The sequence below is a fragment of the Rufibacter tibetensis genome, from assembly GCF_001310085.1.
In the GTDB taxonomy this organism is placed as follows: Bacteria; Bacteroidota; Bacteroidia; order Cytophagales; family Hymenobacteraceae; genus Nibribacter; species Nibribacter tibetensis.
The window spans coordinates 4551306-4576784 of the sequence record NZ_CP012643.1; the positions used below are offsets into that span (position 1 = coordinate 4551306).

Consider the following 25479-nt stretch of genomic DNA (forward strand, 5'->3'; position numbering starts at 1 on the left):
GGCTGTAAATGATAAACCGGTTACTTTTGGTCCCCGAAGCTGCTAATTTGTTAGCCGTTTTACTGAAAACAAGCAAAAAACGCATGGCACTAAATACAATTGTTCTCGTCAACCAAATCACAAACCTAAGCGATGCCCGTTATTGCGCTGGGATGGGGGTAGAAATGTTAGGCTTCTCATTACAGCCTGGTCAGCCAGAGCATCTTTCACCTGCCGCTTTCAAAGAAATATCAGGTTGGGTGTCTGGCGTGAAACTGGTTGGCGAGGTAACAGATTTACCTATCCATGAACTGGAGGAACTACTGCTAGACTATAAAGTAGACATGCTTCAGCTAAACAGCCTCTACTTTATAGAGGAACTGGATGATCTGCCTTTGCCTATTATAATGAGAATTCTGATAGATAAAGACACCGTGGAGGAAAGAATCATCAGTACCCTGGAGACCTACCACCAACACGTAGAGTACTTCCTGGTAGACTCAGAAGATTTCTCCTTCATTGATGACACAAACCTGCGCTTCCTGAGCGATATTTCTAAAAAGTACCCCATCCTTTTAGGCTTTGGGCTCACCAAAGAAAATACCCGCGAAGCCCTAGATAAGATTCATCCGGCTGGCATTGCCCTGAAAGGTGGCCATGAGATTCGTCCTGGATTCAAGAACTTTGATGAGCTGGAAGAGATCTTTGAACAGCTGGAAGATTAAGAACCAGTAGAACACTGTATCTAAGGAATGAAACAACGAAGAAGCCCTTTTAAGCCTGTTTTATAAAACAGGCTTAAAAGGGCTTCTTCGTTTCTATGTTAACTTAACCTTAGCAGAAAATCTTTTCTCCTGAGTACATTTTTCTATTCAGACAGTGAGTTGAAGATACTTGATGGGCACACCTAAATCAAGGTACTTTTTTTCAAAAGTAGTGTAAATACCCATGGTGTGCTCCTGAAGTTCAGATTCGTATAAATCCTTGGTGAATTGCAGATTAGAAAGACTACGTTCTTGCAGTACTTCTAGTGAGTAATCAAATAACAACTCGCTGTCGGTTTTGAGGTGCAGCTTTCCGCCGGGTTTAAGAATGCGTTCATACATCTCCATAAAACGGGGTGATGTAAGTCTGCGTTTAATGTCGCGTTTACGGGGCTGTGGGTCTGGAAAAGTGATCCAGATCTCATCTACCTCGTTTTCACCAAAATGCTGGTCCAGGTTTTCTAGGAAAATCCTTAGGAAGCCAACGTTGTATAAACCGGCTTCCTCGGCAAGGGAACTTCCTTTCCAGATACGGTTACCTTTGATGTCAATCCCGATAAAGTTTTTGTTTGGGTATAACTGAGCCATTCCAACGGTGTACTCACCTTTGCCACAGCCTACTTCCAGAACCAGGGGTTGCTCTTTCAGGAAGAAGTCACGGTTCCAGTGCCCCTTCAGTTTTTCAAAATTCTCTTTGCCTGGTTCCACCACGTTAGCACGGGTGGCGTTTACCGCAAATTTCTCTAGTTTACCTCTGCCCATTAATTATAGATCCGCTATTTCTGCCACCACAAAGGTACTACCGCCAATGAAAATTACCTCATCTTCCTGCGCAAAGGCTTTGGCCGCCAGAATGGCGTCTTCAACGGTGGGGTATGCTGCTCCCTTTAAGCCTGCAAACTGTGCCTCCTCCCAAATCTTTTGCACTGGGTAAGCCCTTGGAATCTGTGCCTCACAGAAGTAATACCGGTAACTGACTGGTAACAAACGAAGCACACTCTGGATATCTTTGTCATTAACTGCCCCGAATACAAAATGCACTTGTTTGGGCTTCATGGCGAGCAGTTGCAAGACCACCTCCCGCAATCCATCCACATTATGGCCTGTATCACAGATCATCAATGGATTGTGTCCCAGTACCTGCCATCTCCCTTTGAGGCCGGTGAAGCGTTGCACGTTCTTTAATCCTTCCCGCACATGGGCTTCAGTAATGGAAAAACCTTTCTGGTTGAGTTCATCTACTGTTGCCAGAACACCAGGCAAGTTGTGCTGCTGGTAATTGCCAATAAGTGAAAGCTCCAGTTGATCCAGGTACACCTTGTCTTGCTTGTAAACAGTGTAATAGGCAGAAGAACCACTCCTCTCCTGCAGCTCTACTTTAAACACCTGGTCTGCAAATGTTAGAGGGCTACCAGTTTCCTGGCTTTTTTCTGAAAAGACAGATGAAACAGCAGGTTGGGTCTTGCTGACAACAGCGGGGACACCATGTTTTATAATCCCGGCTTTCTCTGAGGCAATTTCCTGCAGGGTATTCCCCAATAAAGATTGGTGGTCTAAACCAATGTTGGTGATAAGGGAAACCAAGGGAGTGATGATGTTGGTAGAATCTAGTCTACCACCAAGGCCTACTTCAATGATGGCTATGTCTACCTGCTCCTCTACAAAGTAATCAAAGGCCAATGCTACAGTCATCTCAAAGAAAGAAGGCTTTACCTGCTCAAACAAGGCTTGATGCTGCGTGGTAAAAGCCGCCACTTTCTCCCGGCTGATCATCTCTCCGTTTACCCTTACACGCTCTGTAAACTCCTTGAGGTGGGGTGAGGTGTAGAGGCCGGTTTTATAGGCGGCAGCCTGCAGAATGGCAGCCAGCATGGAAGAGGAACTGCCTTTCCCGTTTGTGCCTCCCACATGGACTGTTTTAAACTTGTGCTGGGGGTTATCTAATGCTACGGTGAGGGCCAGAATGTTGTCCAGGCTCTTCTTAAAAGCAGCGTTGCCGATGCGGTGAAACATCGGCAACTGCTGGTATAAATAGTCTAAGGCTTGTTCGTAGGTCACGAAGTTCGTCTTTAATTTGCTCTGATGATAAAGGTAATGGTTCCGGTAGCACCTGCACTTGAAGAAGCTCCGCTAATCCGGCTGAAAGAGGTTTTCCTTACTTCGTTCTTGTACCAGTTTACTACCTGTGGGCTAACGTTGCTTTCTACCACTTCCAGGTTCACCAGTTCGCCATCTCCGTCAATTTTGATCCGGAATACAACCCGCCCGCTTTCGTTGTCATACGGGTCTGGTTTTGGCTCTATGTCATATCGCCAACCAGGCATGTTCAAAGAGCCTCCTCCGCTGCCACCTTTCCCGTTTTTCTTGCCAGTCATAAGACCTCTTGGGTCTCCCTTGTCTCCTACTGTTCCTTCGTCTCCGTTGTTATTGCCAGTAGGCCGGTTGCTTGAGCCTGCTGTTCCATTTCCGGCACCGTCTTTGGCTTTGCCCGTCATCAGGGCGCGGGTGTCTACTTTTTTAACAACCTCTTTTGGCTGCTCCTCTACTTTAGGCTTAGGCTCTTCTTTCACGCTCACCGGAGATTCCATGGTGGTGGTCACCACTTTCTCGGCTTTGGTAACCTCAACCGGCTGGGGTTGAGGCTGCGGGGTTGGCGTCACTTTAGGAGCTTTAGCCGCTGGCTTACTATCTTCAGTGTTGGTAGAAGGATTAGGCTGGGCTTTGCTATGCACATCACCGCTACCCGTTTCTGTTGTGCCGAATGACATTTCAATGCCTCCCAACTGATCAAGCGGAGGGTCTGGAGCACGCCAGGCCAGCATGTAGAAAAGAAACAGCAACAACAGCACGTGTACCACCAGGCTCACGCCCATGGCAATGCGTTTGTTCTTTTCTTCTTCTTGTTGGTTGTTTACGGCAATCATTCTCTATTCAGTTGGTACGGTAGCAATGGATATCTTAGCTTTTAGATCGCTGGCTATTCCGCCTACTTTCACCAGATACTCGACCGGTACAGTTTTGTCTACGTTTAAAATCACTACCCGTTCACCTTCTTCTGCACCGCCCAATGCCTGTTCAAGGTCAGCACTCATCGTCTCCATGGTAGTTTCTTTGTCATTAACCAGATACTTTAAATCAGCGGTGATGGTCACGCTTACCTTCTGCATGACAATACCGCCCTTTGAACTGGAGGGCAGGTTGACTGGTAACGCGGTGGGCGTCACAAAACTGGAGGTTAGCATAAAGAAGATCAGCAACAGGAAAATAATGTCCGTCATGGAGGACATATTAAATTCTGGGTTGATCCTATTTTTTGAACGTAAATCCATTAGGCTTGTGGTTCCTGTAAAAGGTCAATAAACTCAATAGAACTGTGTTCCATGTCATGCACAATGCTGTCCACTTTTGATACCAGGAAGTTGTAGCCAACGTACGCAGGTAAACCAATAATCAGGCCAGTGGCAGTTGTTACCATAGCTTCATAAATCCCGCTGGATAGCAATTTAGGGCTGATGGTTCCTTCTGCCTGTGCAATGGCGATAAAAGCACCAATCATACCTGTTACGGTTCCTAGGAATCCCAACATGGGCGCGGCACCAGCTACAGTTGCCAATCCAGAAAGGCCTTTTTCTAACCGGGCTATTTCAATTTTACCAACGTTCTCAATAGATGCCTCTATGCTTTTTAACGGCTGACCTATCCGGGTAATACCTTTCTCCAGCATGCGCGAGATGGGTGAATTAGTTTGGGCACATAACATGCGGGCTCCTTGAACGTCACCGGCCAGAACTAAACTTTTCAGCCTTCCCGTAAAGCCTGCCGGGTTTTGGGCAGCTTTTCTAATGGTAAGATACCGTTCTACAAAGATATAGATAGCAACCAGAGACAATAGAATAAGCGGAATCATGGCCCATCCGCCAGCCATGGCTAAGTCTAATAAAGAAACAGTTTCTTGTGTGGCTTCTGCGCCCGCAGCAGCGGCGGCAGTGGTGTCAGTTGTAACAGGTGTGGTAATCTGAAGAAGGAAAGCGTTCATGTTAATAGTTATATACCCAAAGTTCATTGCTGATTTTAGAGCGCAACGCCGGTAGAGCTGCGAAGGCTTCGGCCTCAGTGGCATAGTCTGCTACTGAAACACGCTGCCGTTTGGTGTCATAGATGGAGGTAATAATCTTCGCTTCAAATCCTTTTTTCTTCAGGCGGTCCTGGTGCATGGTGGCATATTCATTGGAAGAGGAAAATACTCCCATAATGACGTAGAAACGGCCAGTTTTTTTATTAATTGTTGAAGTTTTAGCCTCCACTGGTTTCTTCACTTCAGGTACAGCTACCACTTTCTCTTCTTTTACCGGAGCGGGTACTTCTGCTACTTTGGGAGCAGAAGTCACTTTAGTAGGCTCTGGCTGAACTGTGGTTTGAGCCGGTGAAGAAGTAACTTCTGGTGAGGTTTCTATTACTGAACCAGTTTTAGGAAATGAGGCTAAAAGTGAGTCTTCAGCGGCAAGCTCCGCTTCCATAGAAGCCTCCACTGGCAAAGCTGTCTTATATTGCTCTGTTAACTGAGCCTGTTCAAAAGCATCTACTTCAGGATCTTGCGTAGTTTGTTCTGGCGCGGAAGCAGTAGCTTCAGAATTTGAAAGAAGAGCTACCGGGTTAAGCGAACTCAAAGCTACGTCGCTCTGCAAAGAAAGCAGATAAATGGTGGCAACTGACACACAACCAATGACCAGGGTGGCACCCACGCGGTACAATTTGCGAAGTTTCTGGTTTCCTTTCTTAGCCTCAGCTTTCTGGGCAAGTTGATCCTGGTACTTTCCTCTCAGGATTAAGGTGTCTTTGCCAGTAATTGGTTTTGCCACTAACTCAGGCAATCCAAAGGCATGCTCCAGGAAATTGTCGCTGTCAATTGTTTCAAATACCAGTTTACGCTCAGCATTGTAGCGGAATACGCCCACATCCTGCAGTTCAAAGCGGTGTTGCGTTCTTAGTTGCTCTTTTAGATCCAACACAAATTCTGCCACTGCCACCTGTGCCTGGTTCATAGGCCACTTTTCCTTTTGGGCAAGTGTTGAGATCAGGAGCCCATCATTTACCTTCAGTTGCTCATTAAAGGCAACCCGTTTAGAAGGTGGTGAAAACATGTGTTTCACCGGATGGATTTTAGCAGGCGCATAATGCGTAATCAACCCACCAAAGTTGGGGATGATGACGCAGTCATACGTGTATAGCAGCGATTTTATGTGGCTTTGAACCATGGTAATTTAAAATGAATAGGTAACCCCACCAATCAGGGAGATTCCCTGGGTTGGATAATTCACAAACCGTTCGTACTTGCTTCCCAAGAGATTGTTTCCCATTAAGAACGCAGAGAACCTTGGCGAAAAGCGGTAATCACCTTTCAGGTTCAGGTCTACAATGGTATCGGTCTCTTGTAACACGTTAGAACCATAAGTACGGGTTATTTGCCCGAACGAACTGCTAATATAGTAAAGTTCACTGTTCAAGAGAATCTTGTCTGAAAGATTATATGATGCAAAAGCGGTGGCACTCATGCTTGGCCGGTGGAAAGGCTCTCTTAATGAGGTGGTTGTGTACTTGTTGCTTTCTGCCTTCACTCCCAATCTTAAATCCTCTGACTGGTTAAAGGTCAATTGCCCGAAGAACTGGAACACCTTGGTTACACCGTTGTCATACACCACATCAAATTTAGAAGAGTCTGAAACGGCGTTGTTAAAGAAGTATAAGTTTCGATAGTTCTGGAGCGCAACCCGGCCGGTAAACTGCACAAACTTGCTGATGCTTCCATTTAACCCGGCATACACCTCCAGGCCTTTGTTTATGTCAGCAATCTGCAGGTTCTGGTTCAGGAAAGGGTTTTCCTTGCTTAAAGCATACAAAGTGGTACGTTGCAGGTCTCCGCTAGCTCCTACAAAGATTCCCAGCTTATCCTGTATTACCTGGTAGTTAGCTTCCAGGGCCGGATAGAGGTTGAATTTGCGGGCGTCATTGATGGTGTCACCAGTGTAAGCAATTGTTGCTCCCAACACAAGACCTAACTGGTCCATCTGGAGTGAGTACGCTGGTCTCACTTTGAAGAACCCACGTCCATAGGTTTCAGCATCTTTCAGGCTAGTGTAGGCCAGATCAAAATCAACTAACACCTTTGACACATCACTAAGGGCAAAAGAGGTTTCTACCTTGCCATACAAGTGAGTTTCTTTGGCGTTGTAGTTGTCATTGGTGTAGTTCAACCCCACTTTCCCATCGTACTGAAACACGTTCTTCACGTCAGTGAGGTTGTTCAGGTGACCCTCTACGCCAAAACGGTTATAGACTTGTTTGATATCCTCTTTCTCTACTTCGGCAACGTTCTTTCTTCCATAGAAATAGTTCTGATCGCGCTCATACCCTACTTGTCCACCCACAGCCACAGGCCCCAGGTAAAGTTCTCCGTTGGCTTTGGCATATGAACTGGCGGAACCTGAATTCTCTACCGGACCATGGGCAGAGGAAAGGTGCCCTACCTGCGCCCCAAAAGAAGACTTGTCGCTGCGCTTGTTGTTGAAGTAGCCTTTCGCATACACCGTTCCATAATTGCCAATACCGCCTTTCACATAGTTGCCATACAACTTGGAAAGTTCTTCCTGCTGAATGGTTAACACCTTCATGGGCAGGTTGATATAATGCTCCGGTAAACGGTATTCATTAAAGCGGTAGGTCACTTTACGGTCGCCCAGTTTAGGAGGCTGAATCAGGAACTTCTGGAAGTTACGGTTTGCTTCAGGCAATTCCAGAACCCGGTTCTTTTCAACTACAATTTCAGTGCTTTCCAATTTAGTGCCTTCGCCCCAACCTGTCTGAGCATGAGCGGCCGGTAGCAAGCCCAGCAAAAAGAGAGCAGAAACGCCTGCCCATTTTGTTGTATATCTCATTTTCTTATTCTTTAGGAGTGGTGGTAGACGGAACAACAGTGTTTTCCAGTTCCGCCAACTTGGCTCTGGCCTGGGTCTTGATTTCTTCCAGCGGGGTATTTTCAATGATGGAGTTTAATGTTGCCTTCGCTTGAAAAGCCTCATTTTGTGCCACGTACACATCAGCAATGAGCAGGAAGGTCTTTCCTAACCACAAGTCATAGTCCCCGAAGGTTTTGCTGAATTCAAACCCGTGGTCTAAGGCTTCTTTAAGTTTCTGCTGCTTGAAATAAATCTCACTGAGCAGGTAATGTGCTTCTGCCCCGTTTTCATCTGTGGCGGAGGTGGCAGCGGCGCTGAATTCCTTCTCTGCTTGCTCCAGGCGTCCCAAAGCGTAACTTGCCTTACCTCTGAATAGCAATGCAGAATTGTAAGCATTGAGGGTGGCATTACCACGGGCAATCAACTCATCTGCAATAAGGATAGTGTTGTTGAAGTCATTGGTGAAGTAGAAACTCTTCATGAGTCCCAGTAAGGCATTTGCCTGCTCCTTTTTGTTTACTGCCAGATCACGCAGGCGGGAATAGAAATTAGCCGCCTCGGTGTAGTTTCCGTTTTCAAACTCCATATCAGCTACCCGCAGTACCGCTTTGCTTAGGTACTCAGACTTTCCTTCAATGGCAACTTCTTTCAGGCTTCGCAAGGCATTGGCTTTATCCCCGTTCCGGAAGTAAGAATCTCCCAGGAAGTACCGCGCATTAGGCACTGAGGCACTGGCCGGATAACTTTTGATAAAACCTTCAAACTTAGGAATAGCTTGGTTGTACTTTTCATTGAAGTAAAGCGACTTGGCTGCTTCAAACTCGACACTTTCCAAGGCGTCACTTTCAGGGTTAGCAGTTTTAAACTTCGTTAAATAGGTATCCAACTGCTCTGTCTGGTTAGCTGCGCCCAATGCCTCCTGCAAGGAGTATAGAGCATTATTTGCTATTTCATGGGTAGGGTACTGATCTATCACCCTTTTGAAATCAGCTATCCCTTCATTCTGACGCTTCAGGTTTATATACGCCACCCCGCGTTTCTGCAGGGCATTTGGTACAAGTGTGCTGGAAGAATAGTTGTCAATAAGCGTGGTAAACGACGCAATGGCTGGCGCGTAGTTTGAATTTTCAAAGTCTATGATCCCTTTCTGGTAGACGGCATCATCCGCGTAGCGGGATTTAGGATAGGACTTCAACAACGTCTGTAAACTTTGAATTCCCTGCTCCTTCTTACCCGTTAAGTTGTACACGACGCCCTTCTGGAAGAGCACGTAATCAGCATCCGGAGTGCGAGCAGCCAACGCCTGGTCATAGTAGTTGAGCGCTGAGGCATAGTCCTTGGTCACATAGTAGCAATCCGCTAACCGGATCATGGCATCAGCGTAGTTTGGATTGCCGGCTTTTATGGTATTATCATTCAAGTATGCCTTGAAATGCGTCAACGCCTTGTCATACTGCTTCTCATTGTAATAGGCGTATCCTATGCCGTAACGTGACTTCACGTAAAACTCAGTCCGTCCCGAATTCACAGTTTGGAATACGGCACCGTAGCTATTGATGGCTTGTGGCCAGCGCTGTCCAATGGAATAGGCCTCTCCTTTCAGGAAGTTACTCCCTGCTTCAATCTCCTTATCATAAGGAAAACCCAAAGACTTATCTAACATGGTTACTGCCTGTTGGAACAGCTGGTCATTGTACAGTTTTACCGCCTGGTAGTACGTTACCCGCTGGTAAGTCTCATTAATGCGGTGACTACGCTTGGGCAATTTCTCTATGTGCTGGATGGCCTCTACATAGTTGCTGGAGTTCAGGTAGGCATCGCTCAGAATGTCGTCCACCTCGCCGCTATACCTTGAGTCTGGATAGTCTTTGCTAAAGGAAGCCAAAGAGTTAATCACCTCAGAGTTGTTGCCCAGTTCATAATTGATCTGCGCGTATTTCACAGTGGCTCCCTCTTTTACATTTTTGTCAATGTTCAGCTTGCGCGCCTGATCAAAAGCCCGCATGGCAAACTGCTTGTTGTTTTCCTTTAGGTAGGTTAAGCCTAAATGATACGAAGCATTCTGACCAAGTGAATCGGAGTGAAACGCTACTGCCTTCAGGTTCTGCTCGGCACTCTTAAAGTCATTGTTCTTGTAGTCAGCAATACCCATTTTGTACTGCACCGTCTTGTCAAGGCTTTTCTTGCCTTTGGCGTAGCTTTTGAAATATTGCGAAGCTGATTTAAAGTCGTTGTTCTGGAAATAGGCATCTCCCACCAGCAGTTCAATCTCTTGTGGGTTCTGCACGGGAGGCGTCATCTTCAGCGATTTCTCGCCGTAGCTGATTACCTCCGGGAAGTTCTTCTCTTTGTACAGCACCTCGGTGAGCATGTACGGCACTACCGTTTTGTAATTCTCGTCTTTCTCTGCTACCTGCAAATCTAGCTTAGCTCCTATGTAGTCTCCTTCGCGGTACGCCAGATAACCGGCATAATAGCTGGAGGCATAGGTGTACTTATGCGTGCCGCGCTTGTTACGGTCAAACAGTTCTTTTGCTTTTTTGAAGTTCTTCTTAGAGAAGTAAGAATATCCTAGCTTGAAATCAGACTCTTTCAGTTGCGCCTCATCTAACCGGTCAGCGGGTGCTTTCTCCAGGTACATGATGGCTTTGTCGTAGTTCTTACTGTCAAAGAAAGACGTGCCCAGTTCAAAGAAAGCAGTGGCAGCTTTGGGGTGCGTAGGATAACGCGAGGCAAACTGCAAGACCAATTGCTCTGCATCTGGGTGAAACAGATGCAGACCACTAATGGCATAGTAATACTGCGCATCGGCGGTTCTCAAGGGATCATTGATGAGTCGGATGTACTCGCCGAAAGCTTGTTGAGCCGCGCCAAATTTTTCACGGTCAAACAGCTCCAATCCTTCCTGAAAGAAGCGCTCTTCTGAACGGAAGGTCAGCGATTGCTGCGCGTGCGCAATCTGCGCTCCTCCCAGCAAGGCAGTAGCCAAGGCTAACTTTTGAGGTAGTTTCATAGGTAAATAGGCTTTGGGTGTCCGCCTGGTCTTAAATAAGAATTGTTCTGCGGCAGTGACGGGCCCGTCCTTCAAATTTAGAAAAAATGCGGGTAAGCGGCAGCTTAATTTTACTTGCTTGCCACAACTAAGCAACGAGAATATAGTGCTTTTAGCATTTTTAGCTGCTCAAAAAATTGCAGTTTTAGGCTTCCTTTCTTTAAGCAGGCCCTAAACACAATTTAGGTATACACCGGTACGGGATGCAATATTTTGAAGACCAGTTCTTTCAGTATGGCCGCATCTGACAAAGAGCCCCCCTCAATGCCTTTACTCTGCAAATCAGCTTTATGGATGAACGTGATGATTAGCAGTACGCGCTGGTACGGGTACGCACGAAGAGCCTGTAAATACTCTTTCTTCAGAAATCCGCGGTTTCCCAGTTCCTTGGCTACGGTTTGTTCGGTTATCTGCGGAAGCAGGTGCAGCGTCATCAGTTTAGTGAAAAATGAAAACAGCAGTACCAAGTTAGGAATAAGCGGATTGTCTTTAGGGTTAGACTCAAAGTAGTTCAAGATGCGGTTTGCCTTTAACACGTCCTGCCGGGTGAGGGCATTCTGGAGTTCAAAAATGTTATATTCTTTGCTCATGCCGATGTTCTCCTGCACGAGCCGCTCATCTATGGTTTGCCCCGGTTTCAGGTTGATGGCTAACTTTTCAATTTCATTCGCTAAACGGGACAGGTCTGAGCCAATGAACTCGCCCAACATCATTACCGCTTGTGGGGTAGCCAGCAGGTTCTTGCTTTTAATGTACTGGGTAATCCAGCCCGGCACCTGATTTTCATACAGCTTTTTGGTGGTCAGGAAAACTGCTTGTTTTGACAAAAGCTTGCCTAAACGCTTGCGGCCATCTACGGTCTTGAGCTTGTGGCAGAAAACCAGAATGGTGGAAGGCAATGGATTGTTCAGGTATGCCTCTAGTTGCTTGGCTGCGGGGTCTTTCTCAGGATCAGCCTCCAGGTTGGGCAGGTTCTGTGCTTCTTTTACTATGACCACCTGCCGGTCAGACATCATGGGAAACCTCTTGGCCTGCAGCAGCACGGTGGGCACATCAGTGTCTTTGCCATACATGACTACCTGGTTAAAGCCCTTCTCCATGTCATTAAGGGCATGCTGTTCTATGTAATCTGAGAGCATGTCTATGTAAAAAGGCTCATCGCCCTGCAGGAAATAAACAGGGGCAAATTCACGGTTCTTGAGTTGCTTCAGGATGTCTTCTGCGGTAAGCGCCATGGGCTGTACTTGATGGGATGGTAAAAAGGAATAACACTCCAAAGTTACCACAGACCAGAAACGAATACACTATGGGCAGAAACAAAAAAGCGAGTTTCTGTTTTGAATTCCTTCTCGCAAAAACAATCCCCAACCGTAAATCAAATCTAGAGATCCTGCTTACCAGATTCTCTCCTGCTATCATTTTAAAAGATGTGTATCTTTGGCCCTAGTAAACTTGAAGCCACATGAATTTAATTGAAGAACTGCGTTGGCGCGGCATGCTGCAGGACACCATGCCCGGCACTGAAGAACAACTGAACGCAGGCATGACTACGGGCTATATAGGCTTTGACCCTACAGCCTCCTCGCTCCACATAGGCAACCTGGCCACTATTATGCTGTTGGTGCATCTGCAACGCGCAGGTCATAAGCCTATCGCGTTAGTAGGCGGTGCCACTGGTATGATCGGGGACCCCTCTGGCAAGAACGCGGAGCGTAACCTGCTCTCTGAGGAAGTTCTGCGCGCAAACCAGGAGGGCATCCGGAAACAGCTGGAGAAGTTCCTGAAGTTTGAAGGCGTGGAGAACGCCGCCGAGATCGTGAACAACTATGACTGGTTCAAGGAGTTCTCGTTTCTAGATTTCCTGCGCAATGTAGGCAAGCACCTTACGGTGAACTACATGATGAAGAAGGAATCTGTTCAGAAGCGGATCACCGCCCAGGAAGGTGAAAACGGTGCCGAAGGACTTTCTTTCACTGAATTCTCTTACCAGTTGCTGCAAGGCTACGATTACTACCACTTGTACAAGCACAAGAATGTGAAGCTGCAGATGGGCGGCTCTGACCAATGGGGCAACATTACCTCCGGTACAGAACTCATCCGGCGCATGGAAGGCGGCAAAGCCTTTGCTTTGACTACGCCTTTGGTGACCAAAGCCGATGGCAGCAAGTTCGGCAAGTCTGAAAGCGGCAACGTGTGGCTAGACCCTTCCATGACCTCGCCGTACAAGTTCTACCAGTTCTGGCTTAACGTCGCCGATGAAGAAGCAGAGAAACTGGTGAAACGCTTTACCTTATTGCCCCAGGAGGAGATTGAAGCGTTAGTAGCCGAACACCAGCAAGCTCCTCACCTGCGTGTGCTGCAGAAAGCACTCGCTAAAGAAGTAACCACCACCGTGCACTCCGCAGCAGACTACGAAAGCGCAGTAGAAGCTTCGCAGATCCTGTTCGGGAAAGGTGACCTGGAAACCTTGCGCGGTTTACCGGAAGAAACCTTATTGGCAGTTTTTGAAGGCGTGCCCCAGATAGAGGTTCCCAAGGATAGCTTATCCACTGACACCCTCTCCGTGGACTTCCTTTCTGAGTTGACACAAAACCAGATTTTTGAGTCAAAAGGTGAGGCAAAAAAAATGATACAAAATGGCGGCGTAAGCATCAATCGGCAGAAAGTAGGCAAACCAGACGAGGCGCTCTCACAGGATTTACTGCAGGGCAAATACCTGGTGGTGCAGAAAGGAAAGAAGAACTATTACCTGGTAAAAGCAGTCTAAGCGGCAGCTCTCCCCTCTTTATACCTCATAAGAAAACCTCCTGTTTAGGGCTAGTTTTACTAAAGCTGGCTCTAAACAGGAGGTTTTCTTTTTTACTCTGAACGGACATAAAAAAAGGTGGGTTTGTAGGCCCACCTTTTTTTATAATATCTTATCTCAGAACGACTTACTATTTAGCAGCACCTTCGCTGTTTTTCATGTCCTGAACTTCCTTACGGATATCCTGAGCCATGTTTTTCAGATCTTGCATGCCTTTTCTTACACGAGTCCCAGCAGCTGAGTTCTTCTTGTCATAGAATTTCTCAAAGTCGCCTTCAAGAGAAAGAACCAGATCCTTAAGTTTGGAAAAATTGTTCATTAGAGCTTGTTTAAATGGTTTAACATTTCGTTTTATGGCTCTAATATAGGAATTTTAAAATAAGGTGCAAAAAAAATAAGCGTTTGCATTATTTTATTACCAATGTCCGTTTTTAGGCTGTCACCGATGATTTGGTGTAAAGGCCTTTGTCCAATTTTGCGGAAATTGCTTCGAAAGCAGCAATGGTTTCAGCCACATCATCTAATGTATGAACTGCAGTAGGGATAAGACGGAGCATGATCACATCTTTAGGTACCACCGGGTACACCACAATAGAGCAGAAAATGTTGTAATTCTCGCGCAAATCAAGGGTTAAAGCCGTAGCATCAGGTATTTGGCCGTTCAGTAGTACCGGAGTCACGCAAGACTCTGTTGTACCAATGTTGAAGCCTTTCTCCCGAAGACCAGACTGCAGCGCATTCACTACTTTCCAAAGATTATCCTTCAGTTCTGGCTTTGTACGCAGCAATTCAAGACGCTTTAAAGCTCCTACCACCAATGTCATAGGAAGAGACTTGGCATAGGTCTGAGAACGCATGTTGTAACGAAGGTACTCAATCACTTGCTCATTGCTGGCCACAAAGGCGCCAATGCTGGCCATTGATTTGGCAAACGTAGAGAAGTAGATGTCGATGCCGTCCTGCACGCCTAAGTGCTCCCCAGTACCGGCGCCGGTTTTGCCCATGGTCCCGAATCCGTGGGCATCATCAATAAACAAACGGAAACCGTATTTCTCTTTCAGGGCAACAATCTCCTGTAGTTTACCCAAGTTACCGCTCATGCCAAAAACGCCTTCAGTGATTACCAGAATGGCACCACCAGTTTCGTTTGTTAAGCGAGTAGCACGCTGTAGTTGCTTCTCAAGGCTTTCAATATCATTGTGCTGGTACACATACCGCTTGCCTTGGTGCAAACGCACGCCATCAATAATACAGGCATGTGACTCTGCGTCATACACAATCACATCATGACGATCTACCAAAGCATCAATGATAGACACCACACCCTGGTACCCGAAGTTAAGCAGGAAAGCATCTTCTTTCTGTACAAATGCCGCCAGTTCATTTTCTAAACGCTCGTGGTTATTGGAGTTACCAGACATAATGCGGGCACCCATGGGTAGAGCCATTCCAAACTCAGCAGCTGCATCAGCATCGGCCTTCCTAACTTCCGGGTGGTTTGCCAAACCCAGATAGTTGTTCAAGCTCCAGGTAAGTACTTGTTTGCCCCGGAAAGTCATGCGTGGCGCTATCTCTCCCTCCAGTTTAGGAAACGTGAAATACCCGTGTGCGTAGTGTGAATGGCTGCCAAGCGGTCCGCGATTGGCCAATAACTTTTCAAATAAATCCACTTTAGATAATGTTAAGGCGGTTAATATTATGAAGGCCGTGAAACTACCTTCTTAAATCAAGATTTAGAAACCTAAAAGGTAGGCAAATTTACATTGAATGTTATCAAATACAAAGCCAGCATCATAAAGCGAAGGCAAATTCGCCTTTTAACTTTGAATGGAATAAACTTTCTTTGAAGAACGAACTGAACTGTACCTGCCCCAATGAAAAAAATCGAAAAGCTTCTGATTGCCAATCGTGGAGAAATAGCCCTGAGAGTCATGCGGTCAGCCCGTGAGATGGGCATCAAAACGGTGGCTATCTATTCAGAAGCAGACCGCCAGGCCCTGCACGTGCGCTTCGCCGATGAAGCTGTTTGCGTGGGCCCTCCAGCCTCCAGTGTCTCATACCTGCGCACGGATGTGATTCTGGACGTTTGCAAAAAGTTAGGCGTAGATGCCATTCACCCAGGCTATGGCTTCTTGTCTGAAAACGCGGGGTTTGCCCAACAGGTACAGGAAGCTGGCATTACCTTCATTGGACCCTCCCCGGAAGCCATAGAATTGATGGGAAGCAAACTGGCCGCGAAGGCTGCGGTGGCAAAGTACAACATACCCATGGTACCCGGCACCGAGTACGCCATCACTGATATTGAGGAAGCCAAAACCATAGCCACCAACATCGGATTCCCTATTCTGATCAAGGCAAGTGCCGGTGGCGGGGGGAAAGGCATGCGGGTAGTAGACCAGGTATCACAGTTTGAGGAGCAGATGCAGTTGGCGGTGAGTGAGGCTACCTCGGCCTTTGGTGATGGCTCGGTGTTCATTGAGAAATACGTGACCTCACCCCGTCATATCGAAATCCAGGTGTTGGGTGACACGCACGGCAACATTGTGCATTTATTTGAGCGCGAATGCTCTATCCAGCGCCGTCATCAGAAGGTAATTGAAGAAGCTCCTTCTGCGGTTCTTACTCCAGAGTTAAGGGAACAGATGGGAAGGTGTGCGGTGGACGTAGCCAAAGCTTGCGATTACGTAGGTGCGGGTACCGTTGAATTCCTGTTAGACGAAAACCACAACTTCTACTTTCTGGAAATGAATACCCGTTTGCAGGTTGAACACCCCGTAACGGAGCAAATTACTGGTCTTGATTTAGTGAAGGAGCAAATTAAGGTAGCTCAAGGAGCGCCTCTCTCCTTTTCTCAGGAAGACCTCACCATCAATGGTCACGCTATGGAACTGCGGGTATATGCAGAAGACCCCGCTAACAACTTCTTACCAGACATCGGGACTTTGACCACCTACAAGCGTCCTCAGGGATTAGGTGTACGAGTGGATGATGGCTTTGAAGAAGGTATGGAGATTCCTATTTACTATGACCCTATGATTGCAAAGCTGGTGACCTACGGCAAAGATCGGGAGGAAGCCATCGAAAAGATGATCAGGGCTATAGAGGAATACCAGATCACCGGAATCGAAACCACTTTACCGTTTGGGAAGTTTGTGATGCAACATGAGGCGTTCAGGTCAGGCAACTTTGATACTAAGTTTATTGAGCGGTATTTTCAAGACCCTTGCGTATTGAAGCCTTCCTCTTCTCCTGATGAAGCAGAGATTGCAGCAGTACTAGCGGCCATGTTCTCCGGACAAGCCAAAAAAGTAAACTCTGCTTCTACTTCAGTAAATCAAAGTACAGGTGGTATGTCTGACTGGCGTAAAAACAGGCTAAAGTAAAATCAGAGATTTTATAAAAGAAAGCCCTCTGTTTTAAGCCTTTTATATAGAAAATAGGCATAAAATAGAGGGCTTTCTGTTGAACTTTATAATTGAATAAAGCTTTATCAAAATACCTTTCAGTTTAATTTTGGTAAAACAAGCTAAAATTGATACAGAAATTTTAAATTAAATCGAAGAGGTTCTTCACACCTACAAAACGTTCCCGTGTAAATCCTTCCCCGTAGGTGGCTCCTATGGCATGTCCTAGTTCTAGAGCTCGGGCTTCGATAAAGCGCATGAAATCAGGGGAAGAGATATAGGTGGCAGGCTCCGATGATTCAGGGCTGCTAGGGGTAAAGAACTGAGTTTTGAAAGCTCTTATGGCTTCTACCTTCTTTTCCCAAAAAGGGGTGATATCTACCACCAGGTCTGGAGAAATAAACCTATCCTGAATATAATGATACACTGCCTTAGGTCGCCAGGGTTCCTGCTCCACCCCGCCTTGGCCCTGGGTTTTCACCTGCAGAAGACCAGAGTAGAAACATGCCTCAGACACCAACTGACTTCCCCTTCCATGGTCTGGGTGGCGGTCATGGATAGCATTCATCAACACAATCTCCGGCTGATACTTTCTGATTGCCTGAATGACTTTGCGCTGATGAGCTTCATCGTTTTGAAAAAAGCCATCAGCTAAGCCTAGGTTTTCACGGGCATCAAGGCCTAAGATGGTAGCTGAATCAGCAGCTTCCTGGGCCCTGGTTTCCGGAGTACCCCGGGTACCCAATTCGCCCCGGGTTAAGTCCACTACCCCCACCTTCTTTCCCAGTGCTTTATGGACCAGCAAGGTACCCACACAGCCAAGTTCAGCATCATCTGGGTGAGAGGCAAAAGCAACTATATCAAGCTTCATTGGTGTAGAGTTATTTGATGCGAAGGCTTCTGCCTACGCGCAAAGTAGTTTTTGTTGAAATACGGTTTAATCTCGTGATTTGAGAAACCGAAACACCATATTTACGGGCAATGGACCCTAGCACCTCTCCATTTCTCACTTTGTGGTAGACCACTTTTCTGGCCTTACTAGCCCCAGAGGAGGAGGATGTTTTCTTAGCCCGATTGTAGTAATTGAAAAGCGCAGAGGTGATTTTAAAGTTCTCCCCCTTCAGCAGATACTCAGGGAAATTATAGATCTCCTCCGGGTCAATGGGATTACCTTCATAGCGCACTTCATAATGCAAGTGTGGACCAGAAGAACGACCCGTGCTTCCGCCCCAGCCTATCAACTCCCCGGCTTTTACGTATTGGCCTACTTTTGCTATGGGTTTGCTTAAATGCCCATAAAGCGTTTCCAACCCATTTACATGGCGTACCACCAGGTAATTGCCGTATCCGCCGCCATCCCATTTAGAGATCCTGATTACACCGTCAAAAGCAGTTTTCACAGAGTCACCTGTATCCAGGTCCAGGTCCGTGCCATAATGCCACCGGTAGCCTCTAAACCCGAAGTCAGAGGTAATGGGTGTTTCCACCAGAGGCATCTTGTAAGCGTGCTTGGAATCGTATAAACGCAGGGCAACCGTGTCTTTCAACTGGCGTCCATCTTTATGATAAGGATTAATGTTGCGGGTATCCCATATGGCGTAATAGGCGGCAATCTTCACCCAGACACTATCATCCATCTGGATTTGCTCAGATATCTCCACAAGGCTTTGCTCACCTAAATCCAAAGAGCTGGTGTCTTCGCTCACAATGGAGAGTTTCCGGACAGGGCTAAACTCCCCTCTGTTAGGTTTGTCGCTGTCCTGAGAGGTTTCTTGTTTTACCTCTACCGTAGTTTTGGGCTTCACCTGCCTTATCTTGGGAGCCTTTCTTCTGAACAGGTCTTTATTTGTTCTCTTCTTTTGGGCTTCAGCCATGTTCCCAGAAAGGGCAAAGCAGGAAAGCAAAAAGAAGAAAAGTAGTTTCTTAAAAAGCATTTAATCCAATTAATCACCGAGCCTGAACTTCCTCAGATTCGGCTTTAGAACTGAACAAGCCCCTATTTTATTGCCTTAACAATAAGATAGAGGCTTGTTCTCCTTGTTTTAATGATCTTCCAGTGAGGCCAGGTAGCGTTCAGCATCAAGAGCCGCCATACAACCTGTACCGGCTGCTGTCACCGCTTGTCGGTACACATTGTCCTGCACATCGCCGCAGGCAAAGACGCCGTCTACATTCGTTTTAGACGTACCCGGAATTGTTTTCAAGTAGCCGCTCTCATCGTGCTCCAGGTAAGACTGGAATATCTTGGAATTTGGTTCATGACCAATGGCCACAAAGAAACCACTCACCTTGATGTCTTGTGTCTCACCAGTTACCGCATTTTTGATACGAGCTCCTTCTACGCCATGCTCCCCTAAAATCTCTTCGGTCACACTGTTCCAAAGAATTTCAATGTTAGGTGTGTTCTTCACGCGGTTCTGCATGATGGTAGAGGCACGCATCTCTTCACGGCGCACAATCATGTACACCTTAGAGCAAAGGTTAGATAAGTAATGCGCCTCTTCGCAGGCAGTATCTCCAGCTCCTACAATAGCTACGTCCTGTCCACGGTAGAAGAATCCGTCACACACGGCGCAGGCAGAAACACCACTTCCGTTCAATCTTGACTCAGATTCCAAGCCTAACCACTTCGCAGAAGCTCCTGTTGCAATAATCACCGTATCTGCATCAATCTCCTTCTCCTCGTCAATCGTCACTTTATGCGGCTTTCCGGAGAAATCTACTGAGGTAGCGATGCCGTACCGTATATCAGTTCCAAATCTGGCTGCCTGCTGACGGAAATCTTCCATCATCTGCGGGCCATTTATGCCGGAAGGATATCCGGGGTAGTTTTCAACGTCGTTCGTAATGGTCAACTGACCACCAGGTTGCAAGCCTTGGTACATTACCGGTTGTAAGCCGGCACGTGAGGCGTAAATGGCAGCGGCATATCCGGCAGGACCAGAACCTATGATCAGACACTTTACACGCTCCTTTTGGTTTTCCATATGGGGTAATAATTTGGGAGTGCAATATTACAAATTATTTTAGAGACACCGGAAGAAGAGCTGGTATCCTGTGCGTCCAAATAACATTTATTTGATATAAAAGTTTGTAAACCATCTTTTTACAACTGTTTTACCAACTTTTCACTCTTCTTGAATATAACAAAATAGAGGAAAGAAGAATTCTCTTCCGGCAGGGCAATCTTTAGACCTACTGTCTCCGCAATGGTTTAAACCCACTTACCTGTTTACAGGGAGTTTTGCAGAAAGCGCGTGTAAACGGAGGCAGCAGTCTTGGCACCTACCCTGCTGAAAAGCAAAAAGCCTTGGCTTCTTGAGAAACCAAGGCTTTAAAATCCTTTTATAAGCTTATCCTAAGTAAGGTTTTAAGGCCTTGCTGCGGGAAGTATGACGTAAACGACGGATGGCTTTCTCTTTGATCTGGCGCACACGCTCACGAGTCAGGTTGAATTTCTCACCAATCTCTTCCAAGGTCAGGGAGTGCTCACCGTTCAATCCAAAGTAAAGAGTAATCACATCGGCTTCACGTTTGGTTAAGGTAGAAAGGGCACGCTGTACTTCTTTGCGAAGAGAGTCGTTCATCAGGCCTGTATCCGGAGACTCTTCGTCTTCGTTTTCCAGAACATCTAATAAACGGTTTTCTTCTCCTTGCACGAACGGTGCATCTACCGACACGTGACGGCCTGAGATCTTCAGGGTATCTACTACCTCAGCAGTGGTGAGTTCCAGTACTTCGGCAATCTCTTCCGGAGACGGCTCACGCTCAAACTTTTGTTCCAGCTCTGAGAAAGACTTGGAGATCTTGTTCAAAGAACCTACTCTGTTCAAAGGCAGACGCACAATTCTTGACTGTTCGGCCAAAGCCTGAAGAATTGACTGACGGATCCACCATACGGCGTAGGAAATAAATTTGAAACCACGGGTTTCGTCAAAACGCTTAGCGGCTTTGATCAAACCTAAGTTTCCTTCGTTGATCAAATCACCCAGGGATAAACCCTGGTTCTGGTATTGCTTTGCCACCGACACCACGAAGCGGAGGTTGGCTTTAGTTAATTTTTCGAGGGCGAACTGGTCGCCTTCTCTGATGCGCTGGGCAAGCGTTACCTCCTCGTCTGGGGTGAGCAAGTCCACCTTTCCAATCTCCTGCAGGTACTTATCTAGGGATTGGCTTTCGCGGTTGGTAATCTGCTTGCTTATTTTCAGCTGTCTCATTGGAGTGTATTTCTATCTGTGTAAATCTCTGTATTGGTTGGCTGTTGGGGTAACACTTTCCCAGGCTCCAAAAGTTCTCTTAAATCCAAAACACCTGCTAACTCTCCTATTTTAAGGCCGTTTATAGTTAAACAGCCCTAAAACCCGGCCCCTCACGTCCAATTTGTAAACGTGCAGAGCCGGGTTGTAAGAGGCTAGTACTTAGTCCTTTTTGGGAGCAGACTCCTGGCGCTCAGGCTTAGGCAATAAGGCTTTGCGGGAAAGTTTGAATTTTCCGGTCTTTTGGTCGATGTCCACCAGTTTCACCTGGATTTCTTCGCCTAATTCCAACACGCCTTCCATGCTTTCAAGACGTTCCCACTTCACCTCAGAGATGTGCAGCAAACCGTCTTTGCCCGGCATGAATTCAACAAATGCGCCGTAAGGCTGGATTGATTTTACTTTACCGGTGTAGGTATCGCCCACTTCAGGAACGGCTACAATGGCTTTGATTTTAGACACGGCCATCTGCATTGCTTCCTGGTTGGTAGCGAACACGTTCACAAGGCCTTTGTCGTTTTTCTCCTCAATTTGGATAACCGCACCAGAATCACGCTGAATTTGCTGGATTACTTTACCACCTGGTCCAATAATAGCACCAATGAATTCCTTTTCAATGATGATATTGGTAGAACGTGGGGTATGCGGTTTGAAGTCTGCATTAGGCTGAGCGATGGTTTTGTTCATCTCACCTAATATGTGCAAACGTCCATTTCTAGCCTGAGCCAATGCCTGGCCTAGGATCTCAAAAGAAAGACCTTTCACTTTGATGTCCATCTGGCAAGCAGTAATCCCGTTGGCAGTACCGGTTACTTTGAAGTCCATGTCACCTAGGTGATCCTCATCACCCAAGATGTCAGAAAGAACTGCGAAGTTGCCGGACTCCTCGTCCATGATCAAGCCCATGGCTATACCAGATACCGGCGCTTTGATTTGGATACCTGCATCCATCAAGGCTAGCGTTCCGGCGCAAACAGTCGCCATAGAAGAAGAACCGTTTGACTCCAGAATATCTGAAACGATACGGATGGTGTATGGATTCTCATCTTCTGCTGGTAATACTTTCTTCAATGAACGCATAGCCAGGTTTCCGTGTCCTACTTCTCTACGGCCGGTACCACGCATAGGCTTGGCCTCACCAGTTGAGAATGGAGGGAAGTTATAGTGCAACATGAATTTGTTGTAGCCAGAGAACATGGCGCCATCAATCATCTGCTCATCTAATTTGGTACCCAAGGTTACCGTAGTCAACGACTGCGTCTCACCACGGGTAAATACCGCAGAACCATGCGCAGATGGCAGGTAGTTGATTTCTGACCAGATAGGACGAATTTCGTCTAAAGCACGGCCATCTAAACGGCGACGCTCTTTCAATACCGCATCACGTACCGCTTCTTTCTCTGCATCATGGAAGTATTTTCCAATGAGGGTAGAATCATACGTATGGTCTTCAGGCAAAGAGGCTACAAACTCCTCTTTGATCGCCTTGAAGGAAGCCTTGCGCTCAGCTTTTACGTTGTTACCAGAGGCAGCAACTTGGTAGGCTTTATCATAAACCGCTTTGAATATAAGCTGTTTCAGTTCTTCGTCGTTGGTTTCGTGGCTGTATTCGCGTTTGGTTGTTTTACCAACTTCCTGGCCTAGCTCCACCTGCACTTGCACTTGCTCTTTGATGGCTTGGTGCGCTATGCGGATGGCTTCCAGCATGTCTTCTTCAGACACTTCGCTCATTTCGCCTTCCACCATGGCCACACTGTCAGCGGTACCACCCACGATCAGGTCAATATCGGCACGCTTCAAGTCAGACAGTAAAGGGTTGATCTGGAACTGACCGTCAATACGGGCAACCCGCACTTCAGAGATAGGTCCGTTGAAAGGGATATCAGAAACAGAAAGCGCAGCTGAGGCAGCCAAAGCAGCTAAAGCATCAGGCAGGATTTCAGCGTCTGCAGAGATCAGGTTGATGATCACCTGGGTTTCAGAATGGTAATCATCCGGGAACATAGGCCGCAGGATACGGTCTACCAAACGGCTGATCAGGATTTCGTAGTCAGAAAGACGTGCTTCTCTTTTCAGGAAACCACCAGGGATTTTACCTGAAGAAGCAAATTTCTCTTGATAATCTACTGACAAAGGAAGGAAGTCTACTCCTTCACGGGCACCTACGTTAGATACCACTGTAGCCAGCAGCATGGCATTTCCGCATCTCACCACTACAGAGCCGTCTGCCTGTTTTGCAAGCTTGCCGGTTTCAATAGTTATATCACGGCCATTGGCCATGCGGATTGTTTTTGTTATAGCGTTGTATGACATCGTTCTCAATATATGATGCAATCAAAGTAAAAGGCACCCGAAGGCAGAGAGCCCAGGGCGCTGAGAGCAAGAAGGGAAAGCGGAGGCAATAAAAAAGATTAGGGAATCCTATTAATGAATTCCCTAATCTTTTTTCTATAATGATTATTTACGAATGCCTAATTCAGCGATAATAGCACGATAGCGCGTAATGTCGGTTTTTGTCAGGTAATTCAGTAATCTTCTTCTTTTACCTACCAGTTTCAAAAGACCCAAACGAGTTGAGAAGTCTTTTTTATTTGATTTCAGGTGTTCTGTCAGGTGGTTAATCCGGGCAGTAAACAAGGCGATTTGTGATTCAGCAGATCCGGTATCGGTGGCTGACTTAGAAAAACCGCTGGTTTGGAAGATTTCTTTTTTCGCTTCGGTAGTTAATTTCATTGCGTGTAACTGTACTTGTCTTATTTATCGCAGTTCTGAATATAAGGCGCAAAGTTAAGAAACAAAGCCAAATATTCAAACAAAACAGGTAAATATAGTAGGCCTATTTCTACTAGATTGCCTTTTTACGTTGCAACCGCGCAGTGAACTTCCGCCAGAAGTCAAATTCCAGAAGGTTAGAGTCATTGCGCGCCTGGTACAGGAAGAAAAGCCCGGCGGGCAGAAGGATCAGGTTAGCAGCCCACATGCCTAAGGCTACGGGAGCCACTCCTTCCCTTCCCCATTTCTCCCCTAAAATGCTGAGCACGTAATACACAATAAAGAAGGCTATGGAAATGATTACCGGCATACCTAATCCTCCTTTTCGAATGATAGCACCCAGAGGTGCGCCAATCAGGAACATGATAAAGCAAGCTACGGCCTGGGTGAATTTGCGGTAAATCTCAATCTCATAGTTGTTCTGCTCCCGCTGGATAGTAGTAAGCCTGGATGCATAAGAACTGGTAAAGCTCTTTACATTTCGGGCAGCGTTGGAGGCCGTTTGCACGTCTTGCAGAGTAGCTTCTGGCAATTTCTTCAATAAGATTTTTTTAACCTTAAGCGTGTCTGCTGACTTCAGGCTGGAAAAGTGCGAAAAGAAAGGGCGCACATTGGGCTCCAGCAAAGTAGTTTCTTTTTGAATTTGTTTCTGGAGAGAGTCTGTTACCTGGGTTAGTTGATTGATGTTCTTCATCATCTTATTATCAGCGAACCACTGCGCGTTGCTGCGGGTCATCTGGAAGGAAGCCAGGTTCACCACAATTTTGTTTTTGGTGAAGGCTTGCCGTAAATACCCAGAGCTTGGACCATAGCCATTAGAACTGCCTGGCCGCTCTTCAGCAAAGGTTTTACCATGGAACATTTCCAGCACCAGGTACTGGTCATTGAACTGGGTGTACATCTTGCCTGAGTCGGCTAGCATGACCACGGCATTTCCCTGTCCGTTGGAATGGTCATAGATCATAATGTCTTTCAGGGTCTGCCCATCTTCAAACTTCTTCCCTACCCTAATGCTACGGTTAGGCAAACCGTTGTAAAAAGAACCTTCTTTCAGGTCAAGGGAGGGTTTCTTCTGTCGGATGTCCCACATTAAGCTATAGGCCTTCAGGTTGGCTTTAGGGACTATGGTATTATGGAAAACAAAGGCCGCAACAGTTAGTAGCACGGCAAAAATAAACACCGGGCGCAGGGTACGCACCAGTGAAATACCTGAAGTCTTGATGGCGGTTAATTCATGATGCTCTCCCAGGTTTCCGAACGTCATGAGAGAGGAAAGCAGGATGGCCAAGGGAAAGGCCATGGGCGCCAGGTTCAAGCTGAAGTAAAACAGCAACTCTGAGATAACTGCTGCACCCAAGTCCTTTCCTATCAGGTCATCCAGGTATTTCAGGATGACCTGTAGGAGCAGAATAAACTCTACAACAGCAAAAGTGAGTACAAAAGGCCCTAAAAAGGACTTAAGAATAAGTTTATCTAATTTTTTCATGCAGTAA

At 46.6% G+C, this 25479-nt stretch carries 21 protein-coding genes; 3 read left to right on the forward strand and 18 right to left on the reverse strand.

Annotated features, from left to right (window positions below):
- The first annotated feature begins 83 nt into the window (after positions 1-83).
- Positions 84-704 carry a phosphoribosylanthranilate isomerase gene (trpF, locus tag DC20_RS18650; protein ID WP_071885655.1) on the forward strand — a complete coding sequence of 207 codons (621 nt, stop codon included), beginning with the start codon at positions 84-86 and terminating at the stop codon, positions 702-704.
- 147 nt (positions 705-851) lie between these two features.
- Here the strand turns inward: trpF and trmB are convergent, their stop codons facing one another.
- The 9 genes from trmB to holA all read right to left on the reverse strand — a co-directional run bounded on the left by trmB (position 852) and on the right by holA (position 11983).
- Positions 852-1505: a tRNA (guanosine(46)-N7)-methyltransferase TrmB gene (trmB, locus tag DC20_RS18655; protein ID WP_062545217.1), complete on the reverse strand. Its 654-nt coding sequence runs from the start codon at positions 1503-1505 to the stop codon at positions 852-854.
- A gap of 3 nt (positions 1506-1508) precedes the next feature.
- Entirely contained in the window at positions 1509-2801 is a 1293-nt protein-coding gene (locus tag DC20_RS18660; RefSeq protein WP_245652248.1) for a bifunctional folylpolyglutamate synthase/dihydrofolate synthase, read from the reverse strand.
- Between the two features lie 11 nt (positions 2802-2812).
- Positions 2813-3667: a hypothetical protein gene (locus DC20_RS18665; protein WP_062545218.1), complete on the reverse strand. Its 855-nt coding sequence runs from the start codon at positions 3665-3667 to the stop codon at positions 2813-2815.
- 3 nt (positions 3668-3670) lie between these two features.
- On the reverse strand, positions 3671-4072 hold the full coding sequence (locus DC20_RS18670) for an ExbD/TolR family protein (protein ID WP_062545219.1): 402 nt from the start codon (positions 4070-4072) through the stop codon (positions 3671-3673).
- Entirely contained in the window at positions 4072-4779 is a 708-nt protein-coding gene (locus DC20_RS18675; protein WP_062545220.1) for a MotA/TolQ/ExbB proton channel family protein, read from the reverse strand. The genes DC20_RS18670 and DC20_RS18675 overlap by 1 nt, the downstream gene beginning before the upstream one ends.
- Before the next feature lies 1 nt (position 4780).
- On the reverse strand, positions 4781-5998 hold the full coding sequence (locus tag DC20_RS18680; protein WP_062545221.1) for an HU domain-containing protein: 1218 nt from the start codon (positions 5996-5998) through the stop codon (positions 4781-4783).
- A 6-nt stretch (positions 5999-6004) separates the two neighbouring features.
- Positions 6005-7675: a TonB-dependent receptor gene (locus tag DC20_RS18685; RefSeq protein WP_062545222.1), complete on the reverse strand. Its 1671-nt coding sequence runs from the start codon at positions 7673-7675 to the stop codon at positions 6005-6007.
- A 4-nt stretch (positions 7676-7679) separates the two neighbouring features.
- Entirely contained in the window at positions 7680-10709 is a 3030-nt protein-coding gene (locus tag DC20_RS18690; protein WP_062545223.1) for a tetratricopeptide repeat protein, read from the reverse strand.
- A 221-nt stretch (positions 10710-10930) separates the two neighbouring features.
- Entirely contained in the window at positions 10931-11983 is a 1053-nt protein-coding gene (gene holA, locus DC20_RS18695; protein ID WP_062545224.1) for a DNA polymerase III subunit delta, read from the reverse strand.
- A gap of 227 nt (positions 11984-12210) precedes the next feature.
- Between holA and tyrS the strand changes: the two genes are divergently transcribed.
- Positions 12211-13515, forward strand: a complete 1305-nt coding sequence (tyrS, locus tag DC20_RS18700; protein WP_062545225.1) for a tyrosine--tRNA ligase — start codon at positions 12211-12213, stop codon at positions 13513-13515.
- 169 nt (positions 13516-13684) lie between these two features.
- Here the strand turns inward: tyrS and DC20_RS18705 are convergent, their stop codons facing one another.
- Together DC20_RS18705 and DC20_RS18710 are read right to left on the reverse strand one after the other, a co-directional pair.
- Positions 13685-13873, reverse strand: a complete 189-nt coding sequence (locus DC20_RS18705) for a histone H1 (protein ID WP_062545226.1) — start codon at positions 13871-13873, stop codon at positions 13685-13687.
- 112 nt (positions 13874-13985) lie between these two features.
- Positions 13986-15224, reverse strand: coding sequence for an aminotransferase class I/II-fold pyridoxal phosphate-dependent enzyme (locus tag DC20_RS18710; RefSeq protein WP_062545227.1), 1239 nt, complete (start codon positions 15222-15224; stop codon positions 13986-13988).
- A 204-nt stretch (positions 15225-15428) separates the two neighbouring features.
- Here DC20_RS18710 and accC point away from each other — a divergent pair, with 204 nt between their 5' ends.
- A complete protein-coding gene (gene accC / locus DC20_RS18715) occupies positions 15429-16937 on the forward strand; it encodes an acetyl-CoA carboxylase biotin carboxylase subunit (RefSeq protein ID WP_062545228.1) in 1509 nt (502 codons plus the stop codon).
- Between the two features lie 163 nt (positions 16938-17100).
- Here accC and bshB1 read toward each other — a convergent pair whose 3' ends face one another.
- From bshB1 to DC20_RS18750, 7 genes are all read right to left on the reverse strand, one after another.
- Positions 17101-17829 (reverse strand): bacillithiol biosynthesis deacetylase BshB1, encoded by a 729-nt coding sequence (gene bshB1, locus DC20_RS18720; protein WP_062545229.1) that lies wholly within the window; start codon positions 17827-17829, stop codon positions 17101-17103.
- 10 nt (positions 17830-17839) lie between these two features.
- On the reverse strand, positions 17840-18832 hold the full coding sequence (locus DC20_RS18725) for a peptidoglycan DD-metalloendopeptidase family protein (protein ID WP_245652249.1): 993 nt from the start codon (positions 18830-18832) through the stop codon (positions 17840-17842).
- A 168-nt stretch (positions 18833-19000) separates the two neighbouring features.
- Positions 19001-19945: a thioredoxin-disulfide reductase gene (gene trxB / locus DC20_RS18730; RefSeq protein ID WP_062545230.1), complete on the reverse strand. Its 945-nt coding sequence runs from the start codon at positions 19943-19945 to the stop codon at positions 19001-19003.
- Between the two features lie 366 nt (positions 19946-20311).
- Entirely contained in the window at positions 20312-21175 is an 864-nt protein-coding gene (locus tag DC20_RS18735; protein ID WP_048920485.1) for a sigma-70 family RNA polymerase sigma factor, read from the reverse strand.
- 201 nt (positions 21176-21376) lie between these two features.
- Positions 21377-23527 (reverse strand): polyribonucleotide nucleotidyltransferase, encoded by a 2151-nt coding sequence (pnp, locus tag DC20_RS18740; protein WP_062545231.1) that lies wholly within the window; start codon positions 23525-23527, stop codon positions 21377-21379.
- A gap of 144 nt (positions 23528-23671) precedes the next feature.
- Positions 23672-23947 carry a 30S ribosomal protein S15 gene (gene rpsO, locus DC20_RS18745; protein WP_062545232.1) on the reverse strand — a complete coding sequence of 92 codons (276 nt, stop codon included), beginning with the start codon at positions 23945-23947 and terminating at the stop codon, positions 23672-23674.
- Positions 23948-24059: 112 nt separating this feature from the next.
- Complete coding sequence (locus DC20_RS18750; protein ID WP_062545233.1) at positions 24060-25472, reverse strand: LptF/LptG family permease; 1413 nt, start codon at positions 25470-25472, stop codon at positions 24060-24062.
- Positions 25473-25479: the final 7 nt, after the last annotated feature.